Annotated in this window: 30 protein-coding genes; 11 read left to right on the top strand and 19 right to left on the bottom strand. The window is 70.5% G+C overall.

Annotation, left to right across the window (positions count from 1 at the left end; translation table 11 throughout):
• Positions 1–165 precede the first annotated feature (165 nt).
• Positions 166–1,449, bottom strand: coding sequence for a UDP-N-acetylglucosamine 1-carboxyvinyltransferase (gene murA, locus ACIA8L_RS05845; protein ID WP_395900833.1), 1,284 nt, complete (start codon positions 1,447–1,449; stop codon positions 166–168).
• A gap of 28 nt (positions 1,450–1,477) precedes the next feature.
• Between murA and ACIA8L_RS05840 the strand changes: the two genes are divergently transcribed.
• On the top strand, positions 1,478–2,050 hold the full coding sequence (locus ACIA8L_RS05840; RefSeq protein WP_395900831.1) for a cob(I)yrinic acid a,c-diamide adenosyltransferase: 573 nt from the start codon (positions 1,478–1,480) through the stop codon (positions 2,048–2,050).
• Positions 2,051–2,055: 5 nt separating this feature from the next.
• Here ACIA8L_RS05840 and ACIA8L_RS05835 read toward each other — a convergent pair whose 3' ends face one another.
• The 10 genes from ACIA8L_RS05835 to ACIA8L_RS05790 form a co-directional block, all read right to left on the bottom strand.
• Positions 2,056–2,511: a DUF2550 domain-containing protein gene (locus tag ACIA8L_RS05835; RefSeq protein WP_395900829.1), complete on the bottom strand. Its 456-nt coding sequence runs from the start codon at positions 2,509–2,511 to the stop codon at positions 2,056–2,058.
• An 18-nt stretch (positions 2,512–2,529) separates the two neighbouring features.
• Complete coding sequence (locus ACIA8L_RS05830; protein ID WP_395900827.1) at positions 2,530–2,811, bottom strand: F0F1 ATP synthase subunit epsilon; 282 nt, start codon at positions 2,809–2,811, stop codon at positions 2,530–2,532.
• 273 nt (positions 2,812–3,084) lie between these two features.
• Complete coding sequence (gene atpD, locus ACIA8L_RS05825; RefSeq protein ID WP_395900824.1) at positions 3,085–4,518, bottom strand: F0F1 ATP synthase subunit beta; 1,434 nt, start codon at positions 4,516–4,518, stop codon at positions 3,085–3,087.
• Entirely contained in the window at positions 4,518–5,444 is a 927-nt protein-coding gene (locus tag ACIA8L_RS05820) for a F0F1 ATP synthase subunit gamma (protein WP_395900821.1), read from the bottom strand. Before ACIA8L_RS05820 ends, atpD begins: the two co-directional genes overlap by 1 nt.
• 3 nt (positions 5,445–5,447) lie before the next feature.
• A complete protein-coding gene (gene atpA, locus ACIA8L_RS05815) occupies positions 5,448–7,085 on the bottom strand; it encodes a F0F1 ATP synthase subunit alpha (RefSeq protein WP_395900819.1) in 1,638 nt (545 codons plus the stop codon).
• Between the two features lie 38 nt (positions 7,086–7,123).
• The gene (locus ACIA8L_RS05810) at positions 7,124–7,954 is read right to left on the bottom strand and encodes a F0F1 ATP synthase subunit delta (RefSeq protein ID WP_395900816.1); all 831 of its coding nucleotides are present in this window, start codon (positions 7,952–7,954) and stop codon (positions 7,124–7,126) included.
• Positions 7,954–8,505, bottom strand: a complete 552-nt coding sequence (locus ACIA8L_RS05805; RefSeq protein WP_395901752.1) for a F0F1 ATP synthase subunit B — start codon at positions 8,503–8,505, stop codon at positions 7,954–7,956. Before ACIA8L_RS05805 ends, ACIA8L_RS05810 begins: the two co-directional genes overlap by 1 nt.
• Before the next feature lie 36 nt (positions 8,506–8,541).
• Complete coding sequence (atpE, locus tag ACIA8L_RS05800) at positions 8,542–8,766, bottom strand: ATP synthase F0 subunit C (RefSeq protein WP_395900813.1); 225 nt, start codon at positions 8,764–8,766, stop codon at positions 8,542–8,544.
• Between the two features lie 141 nt (positions 8,767–8,907).
• Positions 8,908–9,687: a F0F1 ATP synthase subunit A gene (gene atpB / locus ACIA8L_RS05795; RefSeq protein WP_395901750.1), complete on the bottom strand. Its 780-nt coding sequence runs from the start codon at positions 9,685–9,687 to the stop codon at positions 8,908–8,910.
• A gap of 33 nt (positions 9,688–9,720) precedes the next feature.
• Entirely contained in the window at positions 9,721–9,936 is a 216-nt protein-coding gene (locus ACIA8L_RS05790) for a hypothetical protein (protein WP_395900810.1), read from the bottom strand.
• Positions 9,937–10,135: 199 nt separating this feature from the next.
• On the opposite strand from ACIA8L_RS05790, the gene ACIA8L_RS05785 reads away from it, so the two are divergent.
• Positions 10,136–10,609 (top strand): hypothetical protein, encoded by a 474-nt coding sequence (locus ACIA8L_RS05785; RefSeq protein ID WP_395900807.1) that lies wholly within the window; start codon positions 10,136–10,138, stop codon positions 10,607–10,609.
• 119 nt (positions 10,610–10,728) lie between these two features.
• Here ACIA8L_RS05785 and ACIA8L_RS05780 read toward each other — a convergent pair whose 3' ends face one another.
• The gene (locus ACIA8L_RS05780; protein WP_395900804.1) at positions 10,729–11,121 is read right to left on the bottom strand and encodes a hypothetical protein; all 393 of its coding nucleotides are present in this window, start codon (positions 11,119–11,121) and stop codon (positions 10,729–10,731) included.
• Between the two features lie 42 nt (positions 11,122–11,163).
• Positions 11,164–12,411, bottom strand: coding sequence for a serine hydroxymethyltransferase (glyA, locus tag ACIA8L_RS05775; RefSeq protein ID WP_395900801.1), 1,248 nt, complete (start codon positions 12,409–12,411; stop codon positions 11,164–11,166).
• Between the two features lie 43 nt (positions 12,412–12,454).
• Between glyA and ACIA8L_RS05770 the strand changes: the two genes are divergently transcribed.
• Entirely contained in the window at positions 12,455–13,789 is a 1,335-nt protein-coding gene (locus tag ACIA8L_RS05770; protein ID WP_395900798.1) for a DUF2867 domain-containing protein, read from the top strand.
• Here ACIA8L_RS05770 and ACIA8L_RS05765 read toward each other — a convergent pair.
• Genes ACIA8L_RS05765 through prmC form a run of 3 tightly spaced genes read right to left on the bottom strand, consistent with a single transcriptional unit; the run spans position 13,716 to position 15,827 of the window.
• Positions 13,716–14,294 carry a phosphotyrosine protein phosphatase gene (locus ACIA8L_RS05765; protein ID WP_395900795.1) on the bottom strand — a complete coding sequence of 193 codons (579 nt, stop codon included), beginning with the start codon at positions 14,292–14,294 and terminating at the stop codon, positions 13,716–13,718. The genes ACIA8L_RS05770 and ACIA8L_RS05765 overlap by 74 nt on opposite strands.
• 6 nt (positions 14,295–14,300) lie before the next feature.
• The gene (locus ACIA8L_RS05760; protein ID WP_395901748.1) at positions 14,301–14,945 is read right to left on the bottom strand and encodes an L-threonylcarbamoyladenylate synthase; all 645 of its coding nucleotides are present in this window, start codon (positions 14,943–14,945) and stop codon (positions 14,301–14,303) included.
• A gap of 9 nt (positions 14,946–14,954) precedes the next feature.
• Positions 14,955–15,827, bottom strand: a complete 873-nt coding sequence (prmC, locus tag ACIA8L_RS05755) for a peptide chain release factor N(5)-glutamine methyltransferase (protein ID WP_395900792.1) — start codon at positions 15,825–15,827, stop codon at positions 14,955–14,957.
• Between the two features lie 34 nt (positions 15,828–15,861).
• On the opposite strand from prmC, the gene ACIA8L_RS05750 reads away from it, so the two are divergent.
• Positions 15,862–17,403, top strand: coding sequence for a diguanylate cyclase domain-containing protein (locus ACIA8L_RS05750; RefSeq protein ID WP_395900789.1), 1,542 nt, complete (start codon positions 15,862–15,864; stop codon positions 17,401–17,403).
• 290 nt (positions 17,404–17,693) lie between these two features.
• Here the strand turns inward: ACIA8L_RS05750 and ACIA8L_RS05745 are convergent, their stop codons facing one another.
• The 3 genes from ACIA8L_RS05745 to rpmE form a co-directional block, all read right to left on the bottom strand.
• The gene (locus tag ACIA8L_RS05745; protein ID WP_395900786.1) at positions 17,694–17,909 is read right to left on the bottom strand and encodes a hypothetical protein; all 216 of its coding nucleotides are present in this window, start codon (positions 17,907–17,909) and stop codon (positions 17,694–17,696) included.
• Positions 17,910–18,036: 127 nt separating this feature from the next.
• Positions 18,037–19,131, bottom strand: coding sequence for a peptide chain release factor 1 (gene prfA, locus ACIA8L_RS05740; RefSeq protein WP_395900783.1), 1,095 nt, complete (start codon positions 19,129–19,131; stop codon positions 18,037–18,039).
• Between the two features lie 119 nt (positions 19,132–19,250).
• The gene (gene rpmE, locus ACIA8L_RS05735; RefSeq protein ID WP_223101569.1) at positions 19,251–19,484 is read right to left on the bottom strand and encodes a 50S ribosomal protein L31; all 234 of its coding nucleotides are present in this window, start codon (positions 19,482–19,484) and stop codon (positions 19,251–19,253) included.
• Between the two features lie 174 nt (positions 19,485–19,658).
• Here rpmE and ACIA8L_RS05730 point away from each other — a divergent pair, with 174 nt between their 5' ends.
• From ACIA8L_RS05730 to ACIA8L_RS05700, 7 genes are all read left to right on the top strand, one after another.
• Positions 19,659–20,732 (top strand): RNA ligase, encoded by a 1,074-nt coding sequence (locus tag ACIA8L_RS05730; RefSeq protein WP_395900778.1) that lies wholly within the window; start codon positions 19,659–19,661, stop codon positions 20,730–20,732.
• Complete coding sequence (locus ACIA8L_RS05725) at positions 20,733–21,635, top strand: AAA family ATPase (RefSeq protein ID WP_395900775.1); 903 nt, start codon at positions 20,733–20,735, stop codon at positions 21,633–21,635.
• Between the two features lie 290 nt (positions 21,636–21,925).
• Positions 21,926–22,201 carry an FxSxx-COOH cyclophane-containing RiPP peptide gene (fxsA, locus tag ACIA8L_RS05720; RefSeq protein ID WP_395900773.1) on the top strand — a complete coding sequence of 92 codons (276 nt, stop codon included), beginning with the start codon at positions 21,926–21,928 and terminating at the stop codon, positions 22,199–22,201.
• Positions 22,202–22,281: 80 nt separating this feature from the next.
• On the top strand, positions 22,282–23,433 hold the full coding sequence (locus ACIA8L_RS05715) for an aKG-HExxH-type peptide beta-hydroxylase (protein WP_395900771.1): 1,152 nt from the start codon (positions 22,282–22,284) through the stop codon (positions 23,431–23,433).
• 105 nt (positions 23,434–23,538) lie between these two features.
• Positions 23,539–23,772 (top strand): hypothetical protein, encoded by a 234-nt coding sequence (locus ACIA8L_RS05710; RefSeq protein WP_395900768.1) that lies wholly within the window; start codon positions 23,539–23,541, stop codon positions 23,770–23,772.
• 20 nt (positions 23,773–23,792) lie between these two features.
• Positions 23,793–25,433, top strand: coding sequence for a class I SAM-dependent DNA methyltransferase (locus ACIA8L_RS05705; RefSeq protein ID WP_395900765.1), 1,641 nt, complete (start codon positions 23,793–23,795; stop codon positions 25,431–25,433).
• Complete coding sequence (locus ACIA8L_RS05700) at positions 25,421–26,041, top strand: restriction endonuclease subunit S (RefSeq protein ID WP_395900763.1); 621 nt, start codon at positions 25,421–25,423, stop codon at positions 26,039–26,041. The genes ACIA8L_RS05705 and ACIA8L_RS05700 overlap by 13 nt, the downstream gene beginning before the upstream one ends.
• Positions 26,042–26,055: the final 14 nt, after the last annotated feature.

Raw genomic sequence — 26,055 nt, 5'->3', positions numbered from 1 at the left:
CCGCGGCCATGCGCGGACGCGGCCATGCGCGGACGCGGCCATGCGCGGACGCGGCCATGCGCGGACGCGGCCATGCGCGGACGCGGCCATGCGCGGACGCGGCCATGCGCGGACGCGGCCATGCGCGGGCGCGGCGCACGCCGCTGCTGGTGCGGGGCGGTGGGGTCAGAAGTCGAACTCGTCCGGCGGGGCGGGGGCGCGCTCGACCTGGACGCCCAGCGCGCGTAGGTCGGATTCGAAGCTTGGGTAGCCGCGGTCGATGTGGTGGACGTGGCGGACCTCGGTGATGCCGTCGGCGCAGAGGCCGGCTATCGCCAGGCCGGCGCCGGCGCGGATGTCGGTCGCGGTCACCGGGGCGCCGCTCAGGCGGTCCTGGCCGCGCACGACCGCGTGGTGGCCGTCGGTGCGGATGTCGGCGCCCAGGCGGGACATTTCGTTGAGGAACATGAAGCGGCCGTCGAAGATGTTCTCGGTCACCAGGGACGAGCCCTCGCTGACCGCGGCCAGGCCTACCGCCATCGGCAGCAGGTCGGTGGCGAAGCCGGGGAACGGCAAGGTGACCACGTCGACGGCTTTCGGGCGGGTCGGCATGACCACGCGGAACGAGTCGGGGCTGGTGGTAACCTCGCCGCCGGCGGTGACGACCTTGTCAAGGGCGATCTCCAGGAAGGCCGGGTCGATGCCGTGGACGGTGACGTCGCCGCGGGTCATGGCGGCGCCGAAGGCCCAGGTGCCGGCGACGATGCGGTCGCCGATCGTGCGGTGCTCGACCGGGCGGAGTTCGGCTACGCCCTGGATGACCAGGCGGGAGGAGCCGGCGCCTTCGATGTCGGCGCCCATGTCGGTGAGCATGCGGCAGATGTCGACGATCTCGGGCTCGCGGGCCGCGTTGTCGATCTCGGTGCGTCCGTTGGCCAGGACGGCCGCCATCAGGAGGTTTTCGGTCGCGCCGACGCTCGGGAAGTCCAGCCAGATCGTGGCGCCGTGCAGTTTCGGGGCGGTGGCGATGACGAAGCCGTGCTCGCCGGAGATGTCGGCGCCCATCCGGCGCAGGCCCTCGACGTGCATGTCGAGGCCGCGGGAGCCGATCGCGTCGCCGCCCGGGTGGGCGACGCGCACGTGGCCGCGGCGGGCCAGCAGCGGGCCGAGGACGCAGATCGAGGCGCGCAGGCGGCGGACCAGGTCGTAGTCGGCTTCGGTGCCGACCTCGTCGGGCACGTCGATGATGACGCGGTCCTCGTCCTGCTCGACGTCACAGCCGAGGCGGCGCAGCACTTCGGCCATGATGGCGATGTCGGTGATGCGCGGCACGTTCGTCAGCACGCTGCGGCCGCTGGCCAGCAGGGCCGCGGCCATCAGTTTGAGGGCCGAGTTCTTCGCCCCGACCACGGATACGTCCCCGGACAGCCGGGCCCCGCCCACAACACGGATCATGTCCACGTCCGTCATCGTAGGGGGATTCCGTAACGTGAAAACCATGGCCATTCACCTCACGCGGATCTACACGAAGACCGGCGACACCGGCACGACGGGACTTGGCGACTTCTCGCGGGTGTCCAAGACGGACCCGCGCCTGGTCGCATACGCCGACGTCGACGAGGCCAACGCGGCGATCGGCGTCGTGCTGGCGCTGGGCGCGCTCGACGAGCGGATCGCGGCGGTGCTCCGGGCGGTCCAGAACGACCTCTTCGACGTCGGTGCGGATCTGTGCAACCCCGTCACGGCCGACCCGCCGCACCCGCCGCTGCGGGTGACGCCGGAGCAGGTGGCCCGGCTGGAGCAGTGGTGTGACGAGTTCAACGCGGAGCTGCCCAAGCTGGACTCCTTCATCCTGCCCGGCGGCACCCCGGGCGCCGCGCTCCTGCACGTGGCCCGCACGGTCACCCGCCGCGCCGAGCGCAGCGGCTGGGCCCTGTGGGAGGCGGACTCGGCGCGGACGAACGTCACGTCGCTGGAGTACCTCAACCGGCTCTCGGACCTGCTCTTCATCCTGTGCCGGACGGCCAACCCGGGCGGCGACGTCAAATGGGTGCCCGGCGGGCAGAGCTAGGAAACTCAGCCGGTCTTGTAGCGGTAGGGCCGCGTCTCCGGGGAGGACTCACCCGGGGGTGCGGCCTCGACCCACGACAGGAAGCCGGTGAGCGCGCGCTCCGCCATGGCGATCTCGACGGGCGCCTGCCGGTTGACGCAGCGGACGATCACCCAGTCGGGCGGCAGGACGAGCAGCTCGGCCGCGTCGGGGGTGCGGCGGCGTTCGACGGCGAGCCCCCGCCGGGACAGGACCCGGCGCGGGCCCGGCCAGAAGCTGAAGATCCGATACCACCGCAGCTCGTCGCCGGCGAACCGGGCCAGGCCGGCGGACCAGCCGCGGCCCGGGACCATGGTGCTCAGCCGGACCCCGAGCTCGATGGTGCCGCCCTGCCGGGCGATCACGAGCCGGCGCAGGAACAGCACCGCCAGGGCGGCCAGCAGGATCAGGACCGCGATGCCGATGCCCTCGACGATCCTCACCCGCGCCACCCGGTCGCTTTAGTGGGCGGAGGACGCGGTGGCGGGGGTGCAGCTCTCGGCGAGGATCGTCACGCCGGTGCCGGTGACGGAGATGAACCCGCCGGCCACGTCGTAGGCCGTCTCCTGGCCGCCCTGCTTGATGCGCACCTGGCCCTCTTCGGCGAGCTGGCCGAGGAGCTGCTCGTGGCCGTAAAGCACACCGAGCTCACCCTCGGTGGTGCGGGCCACGACCATGTCCGCGTCGCCGGACCACACTTTCTCCTCGACGGCTACGAGCTCGACGTACAGCTGCCTCGCCACGCTAGTTACTCCTCGTGTGCGCGATCCGGATTGGACGAGTCTAGTCAATCATCGCTCGCGCGGAGCAGTGGGCCTCACCACGTTGGCACACCTGGTGAACAGGCCGGGAACGGCCCGCGCGCGACCTCGGTCCGAACACTTCAGAGCGTGACGCACGTCACCGCCTCGTGCAGTGTCTTTGCCGAAAATTTCAACTTGCCGTAATGAAAGAACAGGGCGCGCCACCCATGAGCGACGCGCCCTGCCGAAGCGAACGACCAGAACCGGCGAAGGTCAGTCCTTCATCAGTTCGTGGGCCTTCTTCTCGAGGTCCTCGAGGCCGCCGCACATGAAGAACGCCTGCTCGGGGAAGTGGTCGTACTCCCCTTCGCTGATCTTCTTGAACGACTCGATGGTCTCCTTGAGCGGCACCGTCGAACCCGCGACACCGGTGAACTGCTCGGCGGCGTAGGTGTTCTGCGACAGGAACCGCTCGATGCGCCGGGCCCGGTTGACCGTCACCTTGTCCTCTTCGGACAGCTCGTCCATGCCGAGGATGGCGATGATGTCCTGCAGGTCCTTGTACTTCTGCAGGATCCGCTGCACCTCACGGGCGACCGTGTAGTGCTCGACCCCGACGAACTCCGGCGCGAGGATCCGCGAGGAGGACGCCAGCGGGTCCACCGCCGGGTAGATGCCCTTGTCCGAGATCGACCGCTCGAGGTTGGTCGTCGCGTCCAGGTGGGCGAAGGTGGTGGCCGGCGCCGGGTCGGTGTAGTCGTCGGCGGGCACGTAGATCGCCTGGAGCGAGGTGATGGCCTTGCCCCGCACGGAGGTGATGCGCTCCTGCAGCAGACCCATCTCGTCAGCCAGGGTCGGCTGGTAGCCCACGGCGCTCGGCATACGCCCGAGCAGCGTCGACACCTCGGAGCCGGCCTGCGTGAACCGGAAGATGTTGTCGATGAAGAGCAGCACCTCCTGGTTCTGCACGTCACGGAAGTACTCCGCCATGGTCAGCGCGGACAGCGCGACGCGCAGCCGGGTGCCCGGCGGCTCGTCCATCTGGCCGAAGACCAGGGCGGTCTTGTCGAGCACGCCACCCTCGTCCATTTCCAGGATGAGGTCGTTGCCCTCGCGGGTGCGCTCACCGACGCCGGCGAACACCGAGGTGCCACCGAAGTTGCGGGCCACGCGGGTGATCATCTCCTGGATGAGCACCGTCTTGCCCACGCCGGCGCCGCCGAACAGGCCGATCTTGCCACCGCGCACGTAGGGCGCGAGCAGGTCGAGGACCTTGATGCCGGTCTCCAGCATCTCCGTCTTCGGCTCGAGCTCGGCGAACTTCGGCGCCGGGCGGTGGATCTCCCAGCGGTCCTTGATCTCGAGCGTCGCCTCGTCGGCGTTGAGGACCTGGCCGAGGGCGTTGAACACGTGGCCCTTGGTCACGTCGCCGACGGGCACCGAGATGCCGGCGCCGGTGTCGCGGACCTCGGTGCCGCGGACCAGGCCGTCGGTCGGCTGCATGGAGATGGCGCGGACCATGTTGTCGCCGAGGTGCTGCGCGACCTCGAGCGTCAGCGTCTTCGTGCCCTCGGAGAGCGTCACGTCGACGTGGAGCGCGTTGTACATGTCGGGCATGGCGTCACGCGAGAACTCGGCGTCGACGACCGGGCCGATGACCCGGACCACGCGGCCGACCGCGGTCTTCGTGTCTGCTGGTGCAGTCATCACACATCACTTCCCGCCGCCGCCAGCGCGTTGGCGCCACCGACGATCTCGCTGATTTCCTGGGTGATCGCGGCCTGCCGGGCGGAGTTCATTTCGCGGGTGTACCGCTTGAGCAGGTCGTCGGCATTGTCGGAGGCGCTCTTCATGGCCCGCCGGCGGGCGGCCGACTCGCTGGCCGCGGAGTCCAGCAGCGCCGCGAAGATCCGCGTGTTGATGTACTTCGGCAGCAGCGCCTCGAGCAGTGTCTCGGCGTCGGGCTCGAACTCGTAGGCCGGCAGCGGCCCGCTGACCTCGGTCTCCTCGACCTCCATCGGCGCGACGATGCGCGCCACCGGGGTCTGGGTCATCAGCGAGCGGAACTGCGTGTGGACCATGTAGAGCTCGTCGATGCCGAGCACACCGTCCGCGCCCGGGCCGTCGGCGGTGTCGTCGGCGCCGCTGACGAACGCCTCGATGAGCGCCTCGCCGATGTCGGACGCGTTCTCGTAACGCGGCTGCTCGGAGAAGCCCGTCCAGCTCCCGGCGACCTCACGGCCCCGGAACCGGTAGTACGCGACGCCCTTGCGGCCGGCGACGTACAGCGCGACCTGCTTGCCGTCCCCGCGCAGCTTCGAGATCAGCTGCTCCGCGGTGCGCAGCGCGTTGGCGTTGTAGCCGCCGCACAGCCCGCGGTCGCTGGTGACGACCAGCACGCCGGCCCGGCGCACGCTCTTGCGCGGCACCAGCAGCGGGTGGTCGACGTTGGCGTTGCTGGCCAGCGCCGTCAGCACGTCCGTGATCGCCTCGGCGTAGGGCAGGGAGGCGGCGACCCGCTCCTGCGCCTTGCCGATGCGGCTCGTGGCGACGAGCTCCTGCGCCTTCGTGATCTTCTTGGTCGACTTGACCGTGCGGATCCGGCGGCGCAGCGCCTGTACTTGACCGGCCATGCGTCAGCCCGACTTCCGGACCTGGCGGGTCACGGTCTCGCGCTTCTGCTCCCCCTCGAGGGCCTTGGCCTCGGCTTCGTTCACCGTGACCCCGTCGCCCTTGGCCGAGAAGACCTGCTTGAAGTTCTTGACCGCGTCGGTGAGCCCGTCGATGGTCGACTGCTCCAGCTTCTTGCTCTCCGCGATCGCGTCGAGCAGCTCCTTGCGGCTGGACCGCAGGTGCTGCAGGAACTCGGTCTCGAAGCGGCGGATGTCGCCGACGGCGATGTCGTCGAGCTGGCCCGTCGTGCCGGCCCACACCGAGACGATCTCCTCCTCGACCGAGAACGGCGAGTATTGCGGCTGCTTGAGCAGCTCGACCAGGCGGGCACCCTTGTCCAGCTGGGCGCGGGAGGCCTTGTCGAGGTCGGAGGCGAACGCGGAGAACGCCTCGAGCTCGCGATACTGCGCCAGGTCCAGCCGGAGCCGGCCGGCGACGTCCTTCATGCCCTTGACCTGGGCCGAGCCGCCGACCCGGGAGACCGAGGTGCCGACGTTGATCGCCGGGCGGACGCCCTGGTTGAACAGGTCGGACTCGAGGAAGACCTGGCCGTCGGTGATGGAGATGACGTTGGTCGGGATGTAGGCCGAGATGTCGTTGGCCTTCGTCTCGATGATCGGCAGGCCGGTCATCGAGCCGCCGCCGAGCTCGTCGGAGAGCTTGGCGCAGCGCTCCAGCAGCCGGGAGTGCAGGTAGAAAACGTCACCCGGGTAGGCCTCACGGCCCGGCGGGCGGCGCAGCAGCAGCGACACGGCCCGGTAGGCCTCGGCCTGCTTGGTCAGGTCGTCGAAGACGATCAGGACGTGCTTGCCGCCGTACATCCAGTGCTGGCCGATGGCCGAGCCGGTGTAGGGGGCGAGGTACTTGAAGCCGGCCGGGTCGTCCGCCGGGGAGGCCACGATGGTGGTGTACTCCATCGCGCCCTGCTCTTCGAGGGTGCCCTTGATCGCGGCGATGGTGGTCGCCTTCTGACCGATGGCGACGTAGATGCAGCGGACCTGCTTCTTCGGGTCGCCGGAGCGCCAGTTGTCGCGCTGGTTGAGGATCGTGTCCAGCGCGACCGTGGTCTTGCCGGTCTTGCGGTCACCGATGATCAGCTGGCGCTGGCCGCGGCCGATGGCGGTCATGGCGTCGATCGCCTTGATGCCGGTCTGCAGCGGCTCCTTGACGGGCTGGCGGGCCATGACGTTCGGGGCCTGCAGCTCGAGCTCGCGGAAGCCCTCGTTGGCGATGTCGCCGCGGTCGTCGATGGGCTCACCCAGCGGGTTGACCACGCGGCCCAGGAAGGCGTCGCCGATCGGGACGGAGAGCACCCGGCCGGTCCGCTTGACCTGCTGACCCTCCTCGATGCCCGCGAACGGGCCGAGGACGACGACGCCGATCTCGCGGACGTCGAGGTTGAGCGAGAGACCGAGCGTGCCGTCCTCGAACTCGAGCAGTTCGTTGGCCATGGTCGAGGGAAGGCCTTCGACCTGGGCGATACCGTCGCCAGCGTACGAGACGACGCCGACCTCCTCGCGGGAGATCTTGGAGTCAACGGACGAGACGTAGCGCTCGAGCGCGCCCCGAATGTCGTCCGAGGAGATGGTCAGCTCGGCCATCCTCAACCTTCTATCTGGAGTATCAAGCTTCGGGGTAATTACTTCGAGAGCGCCGTCTTCGCCTCGGCGAGACGCCGGGCGACCGTGCCGTCGTAGAGGTCGGAGCCGACCTTGACCCGCACGCCACCGATGATGCGCGGATCGACATCCACCTTGATGGAGACATTCCGACCGTACAGCTCGGCCAGGCGGTCGGCCAGGCGCTGCTCCTCGGCGTCGCTCAGCGCGACGGCGGTGGTCACGTAGGCCACCGACCGGTCCCGCTTCGCGGCCGCCAGCTCGACCAGCCGGGTCAGCGAGCTTTCGAAGCCGCGGCCGCCGAAGCCGGCGACCGCCAGCCGGGCCAGGCCCAGCGTGACCGGCTTGACCTTGCCCTCGAGCAGGCCGGACACCAGTTCGGTGCGGGCCGCGGCGGGCGCGGTCGAGTCGCTGAGCACACCCGCGAGGCGGGCGTCACCGGAGACGATCTGGCTGAACCGGAAGAGCTCGTCCTCCACGTCGGCCAGGTCGCCGCCGCGGTCGGCCGCGGTCAGCAGGGCGTCGACACCGAGCCGCTCGACGCCGTCGAGCAGCGCGCCCGGCCCGGACCAGCGCCCGGACACCAGCACGCCCAGCAGGTCGGCCGTGCCGGCGCTGACCTTGCCCGACAGGATCGAGCGGATCAGCTCGGCCCGGTCCGCGCCCGGACGGGCCGGGTCGGCCAGGGCCCGGCGCAGCCGCGGCTCGCGCCGCAGCAGGTCCGCGACCGCGAGGGTCTCGTCCGCGACCGCGGTGATCGCAGCGACGTCAGCGCCCGCCGAGGACTCGGCGAGCTTGTCGGCGGCGGCCCCGAAGGCCTCGCGGTTGGCGTTGTTCGAGACTGCGTCCATCAGCGCCGCCCGGCCGCGGCCGCGGTGTCGCCGTTGCCTTCGCCGATCTCCGCGAGGAACCGCTCGACCGTGCCACGGCGGCGGGCCTCCTCCTCGAGGGACTCACCGACGATCCGGCCGGCCAGGTCGACCGCGAGCGAGCCGATCTCGGCCCGCAGCTGCCGGACGATGGTCAGCCGCTCGGTCTGCAGGGCGTCACGGCCCGCGGCGATGATGCGGTCGCTCTCCTCGCGGGCCTTGGCGAGGATGTCCTCGCGGATGCCCGTCGCGTCGGCGCGCGCCTCGTCACGGATGCGGGCCGCCTCGGTGCGGGCCTCCGCGAGCTGCTCCTTGTACTGCTGGAGGAGCTTGTTCGCCTCGGCCTGCGCCTCCTCGGCGCGCTTGATGCCGCCCTCGATCGCGTCGACCCGGGCCCGGAAGGTCTCCTCCATGCGCGGGAACACGAACTTCATGAGCACAAAGCACAGGAGCGCGAAGGCGATGACGCCGACGACGATCTCCTGCCAGATCGGGATGATCGGGTTGTGCTCTGCCTCGGCAGCAAAAATCAGCATGGGAAACCTCCCGGTCGGATCGGAGGAGGGAGGCTAGTAGCCGAACACGAAGCCGAAGGCGATACCCAGCAGGGCGAGCGCCTCGACCACGGCGAAGCCGAGGAACATGTACGTACGGGTCAGACCGGCCGACTCGGGCTGGCGGGCGGTCGACTGGATGTACGACGCGAAGACGATGCCGACACCGATGCCGGGGCCGATCGCGGCGAGGCCGTAACCGACCGCGGCCATGCTGCCGGTGATCTCTGCCAGAGCCATTTGTGAATCCTCCTGGGATCTCGCGTGACCGATTCACGCGGGACAACTGAAAAAGGTGAAGCAATAAGGCTTTCGAAGCACGGAACGGGGTGGCGCGGTGTGACGGATCGGGCGCTCGCGGCGGGCGCGCGCCGGCTCGGGTCAGTGCTCGTCGGCCAGGGTGCCGGCGAGGTAGTTGGCCGTCAGCAGCGTGAACACGTAGGCCTGCAGGGCCGCGATCAGCAGCTCGAAGAACGTGAGCAGGATCGTCATGAACCAGGAGACCGCCGAGATCGGCTTGATGAACAGGCTCTCCGCGTTGAGCAGCGCGAACCCGCCGAGCGTGAACACCAGCAGCAGCATGTGCCCGGCGAACATGTTGGCGAAGAGTCGCAGCGCCAGCGTGAGCGGCTGCAGGATGAACGTCTGCAGGGCCTCGATCGGCAGCAGCAGCGGCTGCATGAACCACGGGGCGGGCAGCACGGTCGCGTGCTTGAGGTAGCCGGCGAAGCCGTGCTTCTTGAAGCCCTGGTAGAGGTACAGGAAGTAGGTGCACAGCGCCAGCACGAGCGGGAAGGCGATGTGTGACATCGGCGAGACCTGGATGAACGGCACGATGGAGAAGACGTTGCCGACCAGGATGAAGCAGAACAGGCTGGCCAGGTAGGGCGCGAACTTCAGGCCGTGGTGGCCGATGACGTCCTTGGCGACGCCTTCCCGGATGAAGCCGTAGATGCTCTCGGCGACCCACTGGCCCTTCGTCGGCACGATCTTCGGGCTGCGGTAGGCGACCAGGAAGAACACGATCACGATGGCGGCGGCGAGCCAGATGAACAGGCTGAACTTGGTCAGCCATTCCGCGCCGTCCACCAGCGCCGGCGGGTAGATGTCTCCGACAGTGGGCGGAAAGGGCACCTCCGCCAGAATCTGACCGCTCACCAGGTTCCTCTCGATATGTATGTAGAAGCCACCGGCTCAGGCGCCGAGCTTCTTGACGACGAGGTAAATGCCGCCGGCCGCGCCGAGGACGCATCCAATCGCGGTGCAGTATCCGTGCCACCCGAGCCAACGGTCGACGAGCCAGCCGACGAATCCCCACACGGCAATGCCTGAGATGAGATATCCGACGGCGGACCAGCCGGCGTTGGCGCCAGCCGCTCCGGATTGCTTGGGTGTCTGGTTATCCGCCATGACGCGGTGACCATATCAGCCTGCCGGGAGCACCCGTGCATCGACCCCCGCGTGCTCATCGCGCGGGGGTTCGCTCATCGGGCCGGGGCCATCAACCGGCGACCGTCAACGCTACTCCTCCGAATACTCGCGGAGGGTCAACTACACGACTGACGCGTGAGTGAATGTTGCGCACTGTCACCCCCAGAGGGTTAGCTGAATGTTCAGCTTAACCCTCCGTACAGGGGTGATGACCTTGCGCAACGCCGTCATCGCTTTCTTCTTGATTCTCGCGGCCGTCGTCGTCACGAAGACCGGCCGCGACCAGACACCCCGGCCCGTGAGCGGGATCACGGGCGCACTGTGCTCCATATCACCGCAGCGTGTCACTTACAGTAACGGAAAACTGGTCGCCGGGGCCTCGTTCCACTGCGACTCCCCCGGCGCCGACCCGCTCAAACTTCTGGTCCGGCTGCAGCGCAGCACCGATGAGGGATGGAAAACCGTCGCCGAGCAGACCTTCGCGGCGGCCAAGGGCGAGACGTTGCGCTCCGTACCCGCAGCTCAGCGCACCCGGCAGGTCACCGCGGGCTGCGAGGCCGGCACGTATCGAACAGCGGTGGAATGGTCGGTGAACGGCGGCCGAACCGCGACGGGGCTGAGCGCTGAGCGACGGAATCCCTGCCGCCGATGAGGGGGGCTACGGGGGCACAGCCCCCGCCCGGGGCGGGAGCGAAGCGGCCTCGGAATCCTCTGCTGCTTTTCCTGCTTTTCCTGCTTTTCGCGCTTGTTCCGGCTTTGCCGCGCTTCGCGCTATTGGATCTCGACGTACGGGATCTTCGCGCGCCACACCCAGACAGCGTGCGCGGTCATCCAGGCGATCACCGCGACGATCACGCCGACGCCCATCCACGGCAGCCCGGCCCACTCGGTCTTGAGCGCCGCGTACATGGTGAAGCCGATGAGCGTGAACTTGATGACGTACGTCGCCATCGCCACCGGCAGCAGCATCGGCCGCGCCTTGAGGTCGGTCCAGGCGATGATCAGGCTGGAGATCACGTAGCTCAGGGTGACCAGCGCGACCGCGGCCACCACACCCGCCGCGCCGGTGCCGCCGTCGCGCCACAGCGCGATCGGCACGGTGACGACCAGCACGATCGCCATCGCGAGGAACTGTGACGGAAGGTGGGTCAGCCGTTTTCTCAAAGACGAAGACCTTGTCTGTATGCCGGTGTCACTGCACTCGAGTCACGGGCAAGGATACGCGGGGAACGCCGCCGCGAGTTCGCGCACCTGCTCGCCGACCGGCTCGCCCCGCACGGCCGCGGCGATCAGGGCGGCGATCCGCAGCATCTCCGGCTCCTTCATGCCCTGCGTCGTGACCGACGGCGTGCCGACGCGGAGGCCGGACGCGGTCATCGGCTTCTCCGGGTCGTACGGGATGGCGTTCTTGTTGAGCGTGATCCCGGCCGCGTCGCACCGCTCCTCCGCCTCCCGCCCGGTGATGTGCAGGCCGCGCAGGTCGATCAGGGCCAGATGCGTGTCGGTGCCGCCGGAGACCGGGCGCATCCCCTCCCCCTCGAGCCCGGCCGCGAGGGCCCGCGCGTTGGCGATCACCTGGCGCGCGTAGTCGGCGTAGGCCGGCTGGGCCGCCTCCTTGAGCGCCACCGCCTTGGCCGCGACGCAGTGCATGAGCGGGCCGCCCTGCGTGAACGGGAACACGGCCTTGTCGACGCGCTGGGCCAGGCTCTCCTTGCACAGGATCATGCCGCCGCGGGGGCCGCGCAGCACCTTGTGCGTGGTGGCGCACACGACGTCGGCGTGCGGGACCGGCGACGGGATCGCCCCGCCCGCGACCAGGCCGATGAAGTGCGCCGCGTCGACCATCAGGTAGGCGCTGACCTCGTCCGCGATCGCGCGGAAGCGGGCGAAGTCGATCAGCCGCGGATAGGCCGTGGCCCCGCATATGATCAGCTTGGGCCGGTGCTGCAGCGCCAGGTCGCGGACCTCGTCGTAGTCGATGAGCTCGTCGTCGCGGCGCACCGGGTAGCCGACGGTGTCGAACCACTTCCCGGAGAAGTTGACCTTGCTGCCGTGCGTGAGGTGCCCGCCGTGCGGCAGCTCCATCGCCAGGACCGTGTCGCCGGGCGTGAGCAGCGCCGCGTAGGCGGCCAGGTTGGCGCTCGCCCCGCTGTGCGGCTGCAGGTTGGCGTGCTCGGCCCCGAACAGCGCCTTGGCCCGCTCGATGCCGAGGGCCTCGGCCCGGTCGACCTCGCCGCAGCCGCCGTAGTAGCGCCGGCCCGGGTAGCCCTCCGCGTACTTGTTGGTGAGCGCGGAGCCGAGCACCGCGAGCACCGCCGGGGAGGTCAGGTTCTCGCTCGCGATCAGCTGCAGCCCGCCGCGCAGGCGCGCCAGCTCGTCGAGGACGACGTCGGCGATCTCCGGGTCGGTGCCCCGCAGCGCGTCGAAGTCGGGCCCCCAGTACGTGTCGGCCATGAAATGAGTCTAGGGGCCGATTGCGCAGGGTAAGCATGAAGTCATGCACTGTTTGGTGACGGGGGCGACCGGATATGTGGGCGGCCGCCTCGTGCCGCGCCTGCTCGCGGCCGGGCACCAGGTCCGCTGCCTGACCCGCGACCCGCGCCGGCTGCGCGGCGTGCCGTGGGCCCGCCGGGTCGAGATCGCCGAGGGTGACGTCCTCGAGGACACCGGCCTGGCCGCCGCCCTGCGCGGCATCGAGGTCGCGTACTACCTGGTGCAGGCCCAGGGCCGGGAGGACTACGAGGACGCCGACCGCCTCAGCGCCCTCAACTTCGCCATCGCCGCCGAGGCCGCCGGGGTCGACCGGGTCGTGCACCTCGGCGGCCCGCTCCTGCCCGAGATCGGCGACATCTTCCTGCGCTGCGCGGTGCCGGCGACGGTGTTGCGGGCCGCGCTCGTCATCGGCTCCGGCTCGGCCTCGTTCGAGATGCTGCGCCACCTCGCCGAGCGCCTACCGGCCATGCTCGCGCCGGCCTGGATGCGCACGCGGGTCCAGCCGATCGCCATCCGGGACGTGCTGCGATACCTGGTCTCGGCGGCCACCGTCTTCCCGCCCCCCGTCAACCGGGCCTTCGACATCGGCGGGCCGGACATTTTCGCCTTCGAAGAGCTGCTGCAGCGGTACTGCCGGATCGCCGAACTTCCGCAACGGGTCCTCGTGCCCGTGGCGGCCGCCGCGCCCGTGCTGTCGTCACACTGGATCGGCCTGGTCACCCCCGTCCCCGGCCGGGTCGCCCGCCCGCTCGTCGGCGGCCTGTGCCGGGCCGCCGTCTGCGCCGAGCACGACATCGCCGGCTACGTCCCCGACCCCCACGACGGCCTGACCGGCTTCGACGCCGCCGTCCGGCTGGCCCTGCGCCGCATCCGCGCGGCCGACGTCGAGACCCACTGGTCCGGCGCCGCGCCCAGCGACCCGCTGCCCAGCGACCCGCAGTGGTCCGGCGGCACCGCCTACCGCGACGAGCGCGCCCACTACGTCGACGGCACCCCGGAGCAGCTGTGGGTGGCCATCGAGGACACCGTCGACGTCGCCCACCGGCACACGTGGGCGGTCGAGCAGGTCATCCCGGTCGAGGTCGTACGGCTGCGGGCCCGGCTGAGGATGCCCGGGCAGGCCTGGCTGGAGCTGTGGTGCGCGGTCGACGAGGACGGCCGCACCGTCTACGAGCAGCGGGTCGTCTTCGTGCCGCACGGCCTGGCCGGGCACCTGTACTGGCGGGCGGTGGCACCCCTGCACCGCTGGATCTTCGGCCGGGTCGCTACCGCGGTCGTGCGAAGAGTGCCCGCGCCAGCGGTCGCGTCGTCGAGTGGATCTCGTCCGCGACGCGGCTGAAGTAGGCGTCCGGGCGGCCCCAGGGGTCGTCGAGCTCGTCGGCCTCGGTGGGCGGCGCACCGGACCTGAGCTTGTCGGCCGCCTCGACCAGGGCGACGCCCCGGCCGTACACATCGGGCAAATCGCTTTTTATTGGTATTTGTCGGATCAGTCGGCCGAACTCCCCGAACACGAACGTGCGCGCGGCCGCGTCCGGGCGCAGCTCCACGACGTACTCGACCTGCTCGATCGTCGCGGTCAGGATCAGGTCGGACGCGTCGACGTGCTCCGCGAGCAGCTTGCGGGCCTTGAACCCGGTCACGTCGCCGCCCCGGGCCTCGACCTGCCGGGCCGCCTGCGGGTCCATCGGCTGCCCGACGTGCCAGCTCCCGACGCCCGCCCCGTGCACGTACAGCTCGTCCGCGCTCCCGCCCAGCGCGAGGGCGTCGGCGACGAGCAGCCGCTCGGCCATCGGCGACCGGCAGATGTTGCCCATGCACACGCACAGCACGCTGAACGGCGCCATCGGCGGCTACGCCTCGTCGTCGGGCAGGATGATGTCGGGGACGACCTCGCGGAGCTTCTCCAGCGGGATCGCGCCCGCGCGCAGCACCCGGGGCCGCTCGCCGACCAGCGTCACGATCGTGCTCGGGACCGGCTCCGGGCAGGGGCCGCCCTCCAGATACACACTCACGGAGTAGCCGAGCTGGTCACGCGCCTCGGCCGCGGTCTCGGCCGGCGCCGACCCGTGCTTGTTGGCCGACGACACCGCCATCGGCCCCGTCTCCCGCAGCACCTCCAGCGCGATCGGGTGCAGCGGCATGCGCACCGCGACCGTCCCGTCGTCGATGCCCAGGTCCCACTGCAGGCTCGGCGCGTGCTCGACCACGATCGTCAGCGCACCCGGCCAGAACGCGTCGACCAGGTCCCGCGCCGACTGCGGCAGCCCGAACACCAGCCCGTCGAGCGTGTGCCGCGACCCGACCAGCACCGGCACCGGCGTCGTGCGCCCCTTGGCGTTGTTCAACGCGGTCACGGACCAGGATTTGAACGCGTCCGCGCCGATGCCGTAGACCGTGTCGGTCGGCATGACGATCAGATCCCCGCGGCCAACGGCCTCGATCGCGGCGGCGATCCCGCGCTCGCGCTCGGCGAGCACGCTGCAGTCGTAGAGCATCACGAGGAGCTATCCTGCCACCCGCCGCGCGACCGTGAACCGCGGGCGCCCCGCCAGGTCGCGGCGGTCCTCGATCCCGTCGAACCAGCCGGTCGCCGCGAGCAGCGCCGGCAGCGTCTCACCGTGCGTGTCGTCGTGCTCGATCCCGACCCGCCCGCCCGGGCGCAGCAGCCGGGCCGCGGCCCGCGCCACCGCCGGCATCAGCTCCAGCCCGTCCGCGCCCGCGAACACGGCCTCGTGCGGGTCGTGCTGCGCCACCTCGACGTCGACGGGCGCGGCCGCCGGCACGTACGGCGGGTTGCACAGCACCAGGTCCACCGCGCCGTTGAGATCCGCGAGCACCGCCGGGTCGGCGACGTCCCCCTCCACCACTCGCACGCCCGGGGCGAGCGCGGCCACGTTGCGCCGCAGCCAGACCAGCGCCTCCGGGGACCGCTCGACGGCGGCCACGGCCGCGCCCGCGCGTTTGCGGGCGACCGTCACCGCGATGGCGCCGGAGCCGCTGCACAGGTCGACGACGACCGCCCCCGGCTGCCCGAGCCCCCACTCGACCAGCAGTTCGGTCTCGAACCGGGGCACGAAGACCCCCGGCCCGACAGCCAGTTCGAGATCCCAGAACGGCGCATTCCCCATTAAATGCTGCAGTGGTACTCGCTGAGCCCGCGCGGCCACCAAAGCGTTGAACTCGGCCAGCTGCTCCGCTGTAGACGTCTGTGTCAGCAGGCGCGACCGGGGGATGCCGAGCACGTGCGCGGCGAGCAGTTCGGCGTCGACCCGCGGCGAGGCCACGCCGGCCGTGGCCAGCTTCGCGGCCGCGGCGGTGAGCGCGGCCGAAAGCGTGGGCAACTCGCGTTCCGGCGTGTCATCTTCGAGTCGGTGCACCTCATAATCATGGGGCGCGCGGGAAGGGGGCCGGATGGCGGTGGGCGACCACGCGTCGGAGCTGACACGCGCCCGGCGACTGATCTTCAACGACCGCCTGGGCGAGGCGCTGACCGTCGTCGAGCTGGTGCTGGCCGCACCCTCCGCGGCCGTCTCCCCGGCCGAACGCGTCGAGGCGCTCAAGCTGCGGCTCATCACGCTGATCAACCTGGGCCGGTCGGACGAGTACGCCGCCGCCCTGGACGCCGGCCTGGCCGCCGCCCGGGTGCTGCAGGACCCCGGGCAGTACGGCGAGCTGCAGGCCCTGGCCGCGATCGTGGCCCTGCGGGCGGGCTCCCTCGACCGCTGCGTGCGCGCACTGGTGCACGGCTCCCGGGCCCTGGGCGCCGTCGAGCTGCTGAGCGAGACGACGGCGTGGGGCTGGCACAACCTGGCGATGGCGTACTCGTACACGGGGTTTCACGGCCACGCGCTGAGCGCCATGGAGCGGGCTCGCGAGGTCGCGGTGCAGGTGGGAGTACCCACCGCGGGCACCGACTTCGCCGCACCCCAGATCCGCCTGCGCCTGGCCGTCGACCTCGACCACCGCGGCGACAGCGAGGCCTGCCTGCGCATCCTGCGCGACATCGCCACCGACCTGGAGCGCCGGGTCAAGGCCGACGAGGTCGACCGGCTACGCCCGATAGCCCGCGGCGCGATGGGCTACGCGATGGTCCGCCTGGGCACGCTGGGCGGCGCCCTGCCGGCGGTCGACCCGTGGCCGCTGCTGGAGTCGGCCGGCCTGTCGACGCGAGCCACCGACTTCCGCACCCTGGGCCTGGCCTGCCAGGCGATAGCCGAACGCCGCCCGATCGAAGCCGTGGCCCGCTTGGAGACAGCGAAGGTCAGCGACGACTCCCTGGGCCCGGCCGAACTCCCCCGCCTCCGCGCGCTGGCCCACCTGGGCGCGGCCGACTACCGCTCCGCCTACCACGCCGACCGCCTGGCCTACCGGGCCGCGAACGCCCAGCTGGACCTCCTACGAGACCTCTTCGTGGACGGCGTGGCCGCGTTGCTCGACCACGAGGACCTGGTCCGCAAGGTCGACTTCCACCGGGGCGAGGCCCAGACCGACCCCTTGACGGGCCTGCCGAACCGCCGCTATCTGGAAGAACACATCACCAAGCTGGTAGCGGCGGGCAACCACGCCGCGATCGGCGTGTGCGACCTGGACGGCTTCAAAGAGGTCAACACCATCCACGGCCACCTGTCCGGCGACCTGGTGCTGCAACGCGTGGCGGGCGTCCTGAACCGCGTCATGCGCAAGGGCGACTTCGTGGCCCGCTACGGGGGCGACGAGTTCGTGGTGGTCCTGCCGACAACCGCCGCCGGCGAGGCCCGGGAAATCTCCCGCCGCATCGAAGCCGCCGTGGCCGGCGAGGACTGGCATGCTCTGGTCCCCGGCACCCCGGTGGGCGTGACGATCGGCTGGGCGGGCCTGTCGGGCGAGGACTTCCAAACGGTGGCCGAAGCGTTCGAAGCCGCCGATCACGCCATGCTCAGGGCCAAAACCCCCCGCCCCAGAGCCGCCTCGTAGGCCCCACAGGAATGGCGGGCCTTCGCCGGCTTCGCGCGTGGGCAACGCCGGCGCCACATTGACGATCGAGGCGACATCGGCCCGTTCGGACGTTCGTTCCGCAGCGACCGAGCGGATGCCGCAGTGGCCGAGCGGATTCCCCGAGCGGATGCCGCAGTGGCCGATAGCGAATGCGGAATGCAGAAGGCGGAAGTCGGCCGGCCGCCCCCTTTTCCCAGACCTAGCTTAACACGCCCATTCAAATCTGGCGATCAATTGTCACCGCAACAGGACGGGTCAATCACGCAGTGTCAGCGGGCGGGGGCGAGGATGATGCGGGCGTTCTCCTCGCGGATGCGGGCGCGTTCCTGGTCGGCGCAGACGGCGGCCCAGGCGTTCGCCTTCGCGGTCGGGACCCGGTCGGCGCCCAGCACCGAGCGGCCCACCTTGTAGATCAGCTCGGCGGCGGTGCTCACCACGGCGCGCGGGGCCGCGGAGATGTCCACGGGCGTCGTCGTTGATGGCATGGCTGACCCTCCCGAGTGAGTGTGGCGGTGATCACGCTGGGTTGCGGTTTGGTTCGCGCGAAACGCTACCGGAACCCAGCGTGCCCCTGCACCATTTCGGGAATGTGACGTCCGCGTTAGACGCCCGTCACCCGCGGCTGAGCTGGTCCTCGCCCGCGAGGCGGGCTTTGCGGTCGGCGTCGGCCAGGGCGTCCAGGACGCTGTCCAGGTCACCGCCGAGAGCCAGGTCCAGGTTGTACGCCGTGTAGCCGATTCGGTGATCGGAGATGCGGTTCTGCGGGAAGTTGTACGTCCGGATGCGCTCGGAGCGGTCGACCGTGCGGATCTGGGAGCGGCGCGCGTCCCCGGCGGCCGCGGCGGCCTGCTCCTCGGCCAGGGCGACCAGCTTCGCGTGCAGCATCCGCATCGCGCGGTCCTTGTTCTGCAGCTGCGAGCGCTCGTTCTGGCAGGAGACCACGATGCCGGTGGGCAGGTGGGTGATCCGCACCGCCGAGTCGGTGGTGTTGACGCTCTGGCCGCCGGGGCCCGAGGAGCGGAACACGTCGATGCGCAGGTCGTTCTGGTCGATCTCGACGTCGCCGGTCTCCTCCGCCTCGGGGGTGACCAGGACGCCGGCCGCGGAGGTGTGGATGCGGCCCTGTGATTCGGTGGCGGGGACGCGCTGGACGCGGTGGACGCCGCCCTCCCACTTGAGGCGGGACCAGACGCCGTTGCCACCGTCGGGGATGCCGCGGGTCTTGATCGCGATGGCGACGTCCTTGAAGCCGCCGAGGTCGGACTCCTGGGAGTCGAGGATCTCGGTGCTCCAGCCGTGCCGTTCGGCGTACCGCTGGTACATCCGCAGCAGGTCGCCCGCGAACAGGGCCGACTCCTCGCCGCCCTCGCCGGCCTTGACCTCGAGGATCACGTCCTTGGCGTCGCTGGGGTCGCGCGGGGCGAGCAGCTCGGCGAGCCGCTCCTCCAGCTGCGGGATGCGCTCCTGGATCTCGTCGGCCTCGGCCGCGAACCCGGAGTCCTCGGCGGCCAGCTCGCGGGCGGCGGCGAGATCCTCGCGAGCCTGGTCGAGCTCGCCGGACGTCTTCGCGATCGGCGACAGCTCGGCGAAGCGGCGGCCGGTCTTGCGGGCCAGGGCCTGGTCGGCGTGGATGCCGGGGTCGGCGAGCATCTGCTCGACCTCGTTGTACTCCGCCAACAGCGTGGCGAGCCGGTTGTCGGCGGTCATGTCCCCTCCACAAAACGGAAAAAACCGGGCAGCAAGCAGGAACCGCTAGGCAGCACACAAAAGAGGCGCCCGCCCGCGGAACCCCCGGAGGGGTCGCGGAGCGGGCGCCGGAAGCGCAGCTACTTGCCGGACTCGGCCTTCTTGGCCGCGGCCTTCGCGTACTTCTGCTGGAACTTCGCGACCCGGCCCGCGGTGTCGAGCACACGCTGCTTGCCCGTGTAGAACGGGTGGCAGACGGAGCACGTCTCCACGTGGATCTGACCGCCCTTGGCGGTGCTGCGGGTGGTGAAGGAGTTGCCGCAGGAGCAGGTGACCTCGGTGGTCGCATACTGCGGGTGAATGTCCGGCTTCATGGCCGTGGTCCTTTCCGTAGGCGGTCGCCGGGTCGTCGCGAGGACGTGAACCGGAACCTGGTTGGCCGTCGGTCAAGTCTGCCATGCGGTCACCATGACAACCCAACCGGGCCGTACAACGCCGAACAAACCGACTGCATTCCCGAGCGCGGCTCACCTACTCTGGTCCGCGCTATGGACCTCTACATTGACGAACTCTGCGACCCGAAGCTGCTGGCCGAGATGGTCAGCGGCGGGTACATCCGCACCCAGACCCACCCGACGCTGCCGCTGCTGATCCACAACTACACGGAGAAGGCGCAGTATGAGGGCGTGTGGAACGCGGCGACGCTCGCGTGCCGCGGGCTCGTCGTGTCCGCCGACGGGCGGGTCCTGGCGCGGCCGTTCGCGAAGTTCTTCAACCACGGCCAGCCCGGCGCGCCCGACCTGGACCTCGACGGCCCGGTGGCGGTGACCGACAAGGCCGACGGCTCCCTCGGCGTGCTCTTCCCGACGCCGGACGGCTGGGCGGTCGCGACCCGCGGCTCGTTCGACTCGGAGCAGGCGCGGCACGCGACGAAGCTCTTTCGCACACGGTACCGTCGCCGCTTCGAGCCGCCCGCAGGGCTGACCCTGCTCTTCGAGATCATCTATCCGACCAACCGGATCGTGCTGGACTACGGCGACCTGGACGATCTGGTGCTGCTCGGCGCGGTGGACATCGCGACCGGTCGCAGCTACGGGCCGTCGGCGGTGGCGGGCTGGCCGGGGCCGGTGGTGGAGTCGTTCGCATACGCCACGCTGGCCGAGGCGCTCGCCGCGCCGCCCCGGGACAACCGGGAGGGCCTGGTGGTGCACTTCACAGCGTCGGACGCCCGACTGAAGATCAAGTACAGCGAGTACGTCCGCCTGCACCGGATCGTCACCGGCCTCAACGCCCGGGTCGTCTGGGAGGCCATGCTCGCGGGCGGGCTCGACGAGCTGCTCGAGCCGTTGCCCGACGAGTTCCACGCCTGGGCCACCGGCATCGCGGCCCGGCTCACCGCCGAGGTGGAGGCGCTGAGCAAGGCCGTCGAGCAGGAGTACGCCGAGGTCGTGACCGCCCTGCCGGCCGGCTGGACCCGCAAGGACTTCGCCCTGGCGGTGGCGAAGAGCCCGCGGCGCGGGTGCCTGTTCCTGCGCCTGGACGGCAAGGATTACGCTCCGCTGCTCTGGCAGCAGGTGCGCCCGACGGTGAGCACACCGCGCGACGACGAGGAGGCCGCGTAGATGGCGACGCTGACGATCACGCGTGGCCTGCCCGCGTCCGGCAAGACCACCTGGGCCAAGGAGCAGCCGCACCTGACCCGGATCAACCGCGACGACCTGCGCCGCATGATGCACGGCGGCCGGGTCGACGACGAGCGGCTGCGCAACCGGGCCGAGCGCGAGGTCACCACCGCCCACCACGCCGCGGTCGAGGCGCTGCTGCGCGCGGGCGCCTCGGTGGTCTGCGACGACACCAACCTGCGCGGCCGGGTCGTGCGCGAGTTCGCCGAGCTGGCCGCCCGGTGCGGGGCGCGGTTCGCGGTCCGCGACTTCACCGACGTGCCGGTGGAGGAGTGCATCCGCCGCGACGCGCTGCGCACGGGCGACGGGCACGTCGGCGAGGAGGTGATCCGCTCCATGCATCAGCGGTACCTCGCCGGACGCGCCCTGCCGCTGCCCCTGCCGGTCATCGACGAGACGATCGGTGTCGCGTACGAGCCGCCGCCGGACGCGCCGCGCACCGTCCTGGTCGACATCGACGGCACCGTGGCCCTGTTCAACGGCCGCAGCCCCTACGACATGTCCCGCGTCGGTGAGGACCGCCCCAACGAGCCGGTCATCGCCGCCGTCCGGGCCATGCACGCGGCCGGCTACGCGATCGTGTTCTGCTCCGGGCGCGGCGACGACTCCCGCGAGGCGACCGAGGCATGGCTGGCCGAGCACGTCGGCGTGCCGTACCGCGGCTTGTTCATGCGCCAGTTCGGCGACATGCGCCGCGACTCGGTCGTGAAGGCGGAGATCTTCGAGAAGGAGATCCGCAGCCGCTACCACGTGATCGGCGTCTTCGACGACCGTCAGCAGGTCGTGCGCATGTGGCGGGCGCTGGGCCTGACCGTCTTCCAGGTGGCCGAGGGTGATTTTTAAGCGGCAATTGCACAATCTCTCAGCCATCTCCCAGGCGCTCGGGGACAACTTCGAGGAGCCTCCGGCCGGTCTTTCCCGTAGGACATGTGCTGCCCACGGGGCGGCGGGAGGGGTCACTCAACCGGGGGCGACTTGTTGTTGCCAGGTCCTAAAGTTTTTTTGGCACAACCCGCTCGTGGCCACGTGCGTCGATTGCTGTGGGGAGGCCGTTCATGCACAATCCTCGGGCCCTGACGCCGACCGCGGGCGCGCGGCGCGGCGCGGCGGATGATAGACATAGGTGACGCCCAGTGAAGGCAGGCCTTGTGGGGGATGGCAGCAAATCGGACACTCCGGACCGTCTACATGCGGCAATAGCCGATCTTTCCGGCAATCCGGACGACCCACGGCACTCCGGCACGATCACTTTGATTGCGCAGCGTAACGACTCGCTCGTCGATGCGTTCCGCGACCCGGCCCGACTGGCGGCGCTGGGCGACGGTGTCCTGGCTCACACGATCCGCCGCGTCCTGGGCGAGGTCGACGAGCCCCACGAGACCGTCGCCGGCTTCAACTCGAGCATCTGAAACGGCCGGCCCTGAGCACCCCGCTGGTCATCGGCCCCGAGGACCTCGACGAACTCGCCACCGGCCGCGGCGGCGAGCGGGTGCTCGACACCCTGCGCGCCGGCCAGATCACGAAGCACGTCCTGCTGGTCCGCGAGGCCGCCGACGCCGCCCGCACCCGCGCCCCCGAGGCCGTCGCGGTCCTGGCCGCCGCGGACGCCAAGGACCCGGCCGCGACCAGGGCACTGCTGGGCCATCCGCAGATCGGCGCGTGGGCGATCCACTGCCTGACCGGCGCCGTCACCCCGGAGGACCTGGACCACCTGCACGGCATCGCCGCCGCCGCCGCCGCGCGGGCGCGACTCGACGCGACCTGGCCGGCCCACCTCCCCCGCGCCCGCCTCCCGATCCCGGCGCTCGGCACGGCCCTGGTCGATCCGGCGACCACGGTGACGGTGCGATCCGGCCGCGTGCGAGCCGGCGCCGTCCACGTCCCGGCCGACCCCTCGGCCGACGCACCGGGCTGGCTGGGCCTGCGGTCATTCCAAGCCGGCGAGCTGCGGGTGTACCTCGACGACCTCGACCCGTACCGCGACGTCTACGACCTCCCCCTCACCGGCCGCCTCTCCCCCGAGGACGCCGGGCACTGGCAGACGGACACCGCCGCGGCCGGCGCCCTGCTGGCCGCCCACCACCCGTGGCACATCCGGTCGATGTCCCGCTGCCTCACCTCCGTGGTGCCGCTCTCCTCAGCCGGCCGCAGCGCCACCTCCCGCGACGCGTTCGGCGCCGCCGCCCTGGCCCGCCCGCCGGACCCGCGCCGCCTGGCCGCCGGCCTGGTCCACGAGCAGCAGCACGGCAAGCTCAACGCCCTCCTGCTCTTCCACGACATGCTGCGCCCGGACCCGCCGGCCCGCCGCTACTACGCCCCGTGGCGCACCGACCCCCGCCCCGCGGGCGCGCTCCTGCACGGCTGCTACGCCCACCTGGCCATCGCCGACTTCTGGCGCACCGAGTTCATCCGCACCGCCGACGACCTCTCGGCGGTCGAGTTCACCCGCTGGCGCGTCGCCGTCGCCGAGACCCTGGAGACCCTCGACGCCGCCGACTCCCTCGGCCCGGCCGGCCAGCGCCTGGTCGACGGCATGCGCGCCCGCCTCGACTCCTGGCTCCCCGACCACGTCCCCGCCGACGCCGGCCACCGCGCCCGCCAAACCCTGGCCGCCCACCGCACCCAGTACGCCCAACCCTGATCCATCCCCCAGTTCGCATGAGCAAGGGCGATGCGCGGAACGAGATTTCGCGTACGGCACGTACGCGCTCGCTAACCCGGCCGCGAACCTTCTAACGTCAGCCGCATGGACAAGCAGGAGTGGCGCGAGGGCCACGTGTTCACCTGGCTGACGAGCGTCATCGGCAGCTTGACCGGGTCGTATCTGGCGTTCGCCACCGCGGTACTGGGGGCGCTGTTCGTCGGGTGGGTAATCGTCAGCGAGCGGCGGACCCGGCACCTGGTCCACTTGATTCTCGCGCTGCGCGGGCCACGCGGTTCGGGCCGTACTGGTCGTGCCGGGCGCCGGGGTGACCGGTGACAGAGGCTTCCCGATCCGTCGTGACCGAGCGGGATATTGCCCGCGCGGCCGGGGTCACCTCGCGAGCGGTGCGCAACTGGATCGGGCACGCCGACTTTCCGGCGAAAGTTCGTCACGGATCGCTGGTCGGCTACCCGCCGCTTGCGGTAGCCGTATGGCTTGACGACCGGCTGATACGGGCGACGTCCCGGGACCCGGGCGAGCAAGCGGGGTCGACCTATGGCGCACGCTTCCGGGCGGCCACCGGCCTCGAGCCGCAGTCGGTTCCGCGGCCGGACGAGCGCCCCACGGCGATGCTCGACCAGCGACTGTGGCAGCCACTCGAAACGTTGCTGCGCAACAGCGAGAATTCCGCAGACTTCGAAGCGGCTGTCCTCGCGCTCGTCTGCCTGCGGCACGCCGACCCGTGGGCCTTTGCACAGGTGCAACGGATAAAGGTCGAAGCCATCGGCAAAGCGCTCGAGCAGATCGGCGAGAAGCACCGTGACCGCACCGGCGAAGTGACGGCCGTGCTGGGCAGGCTTGGCCGCTCGCAGTCATGGCGGTCTCGGCTCCACGAGATCGTTCGGCTGCTGGCCAGCGTTGACGTGCCCGCATATCTGATCGTCGACCACATCCTGGACCGGTTCGCGCGATACCGCCAGAGCAGTCCGGATCAGTACGTCATACCGGCCGAGCTCGTGCGGCTCATGGTCCAGCTGGCCGACCCCCGGCCCGGAAGCTGGGTGCATGACCCCTGCTGCGGCCCTGGCCAGCTGCTCGTCGCGGCCGCCGAGTACATGACCGGAACGGCCGGCTCCCCGGCGGCGCTGGCACATGTCACGGGCCGCGCCGCCACTTCCAGGACTTTCGATCTGGCCAGGGTCAACTTTGCGGTGCGGGGCCTGCACCTCGATCTCAGCGAACCCGCCGGTGATCCACGAGAGGTGGCCGCTCCGGCGGGGCGATTTGACGTCGTGCTGCTCAATCCGCCGTTCGCCCGGCAGGAGTGGCTCCTCCCAGCGTCGCAGGCCGAGCGTCGGTGGCCATACGGCCGACCTTCGCGGCACAGCGCCGCATTTGCCTGGCTACAGACGGCCGCGCTGGCACTGGCGCCGGGCGGACGAGCAGTGGTGATCATGCCGGCCAGCGCCACTTTCGCCAGTGCCCCGAGTGAACAAGGGATCCGGCAGGCGATGGTCGAGCGTGGCCTGGTGCGTTGTGTGATCGAACTGCCTGGCCTGATGTTCCGGGAGGCCAGGACGCCGGTGACCGTATGGGTACTGGCCGTTCCTGGACAGGCACCACACGAAGAGATCCTCCTGATCGACGCCACGGCCGCGACCCGCAAGGACGGATCGACACACCGTGTACTCACCGATCAAGGACTGCACACCATCCGGAAAGTCTTTCACGGCTGGGACGGCGGTTCAGCTACCCCGCCGGTCATCGTCGACGATGTCCACGTCGCCGCGGTCCCCGTTGCCGAGGTCCGCATCCATGGATACGGCTTACAACCGAGCGCGCTCCTGGGACGGGGCCGGGAAGCGGCGGTGCAAGCGAGCGCAGCGCGCCGGTTCCAGACATTGCCCGGGAAACTGGCGCGGCTGGCAGCCGCCGCCCGGGAAGCTGACCGGGCGCTGGACCAGCACCTCGAGAGGATCGCGCCATGGATTCGCTGATCGGGCAGCTCCCGGATGGCTGGCAAGTTCGGACCGTCAAAGCCTGTTGTCAGGTGATCTCAGGGCCATCCGGAACGACACTGAGCCGCTCCGCGCACGTCAGCAACGGCATTCCGGTCCTCAACGCCACGGATATCGGTCCGCACGGCATCATTCGCCCGGAGTTCACCGTGTCCGAGGCGACCGCCCAGCGACTTGCCCGCTACGAGCTGGCTCGGGCTGACGTAGTGTTCGTCCGCGTCGGCCTGACCACGCGGCACGCGACTGTCGCCGATGATCAGGCCGGCTGGCTGCTTGGCGGGTCCTGCGTCCGCATCCGTGTGGTGCAGGGTCTCCTACCCGGGTATCTGCCCTGCTACCTCAGTCATCCGGCGGTGCGGGAATGGGTCGCCGACCATACTCGGCCGGGCGTGAAGCCGAGCGTCAACAATGCCATCATCGGTGCGCTGCCCCTGGTGATCCCACCTGTTGCGGTCCAGCAGGACATCCTCGAAGTGGCTTCGGCCATTGATACGAAGATCCGCGCGCACGAGGACGTCATCCGCGGGGCCCGAGAGCTGCGAGAACTGCTGTTGCCGAGATTGATCGCCGGCGAGTCGGCGGACTGACCCGCGGCGGTCAG

It is taken from the genome of Dactylosporangium sp. NPDC051541 (genome assembly GCF_044454505.1).
Taxonomy (GTDB): domain Bacteria; phylum Actinomycetota; class Actinomycetes; order Mycobacteriales; family Micromonosporaceae; genus Dactylosporangium.
Note: the sequence above shows the minus strand (reverse complement) of the source record. Positions and strands in the feature narration are given on the sequence as shown.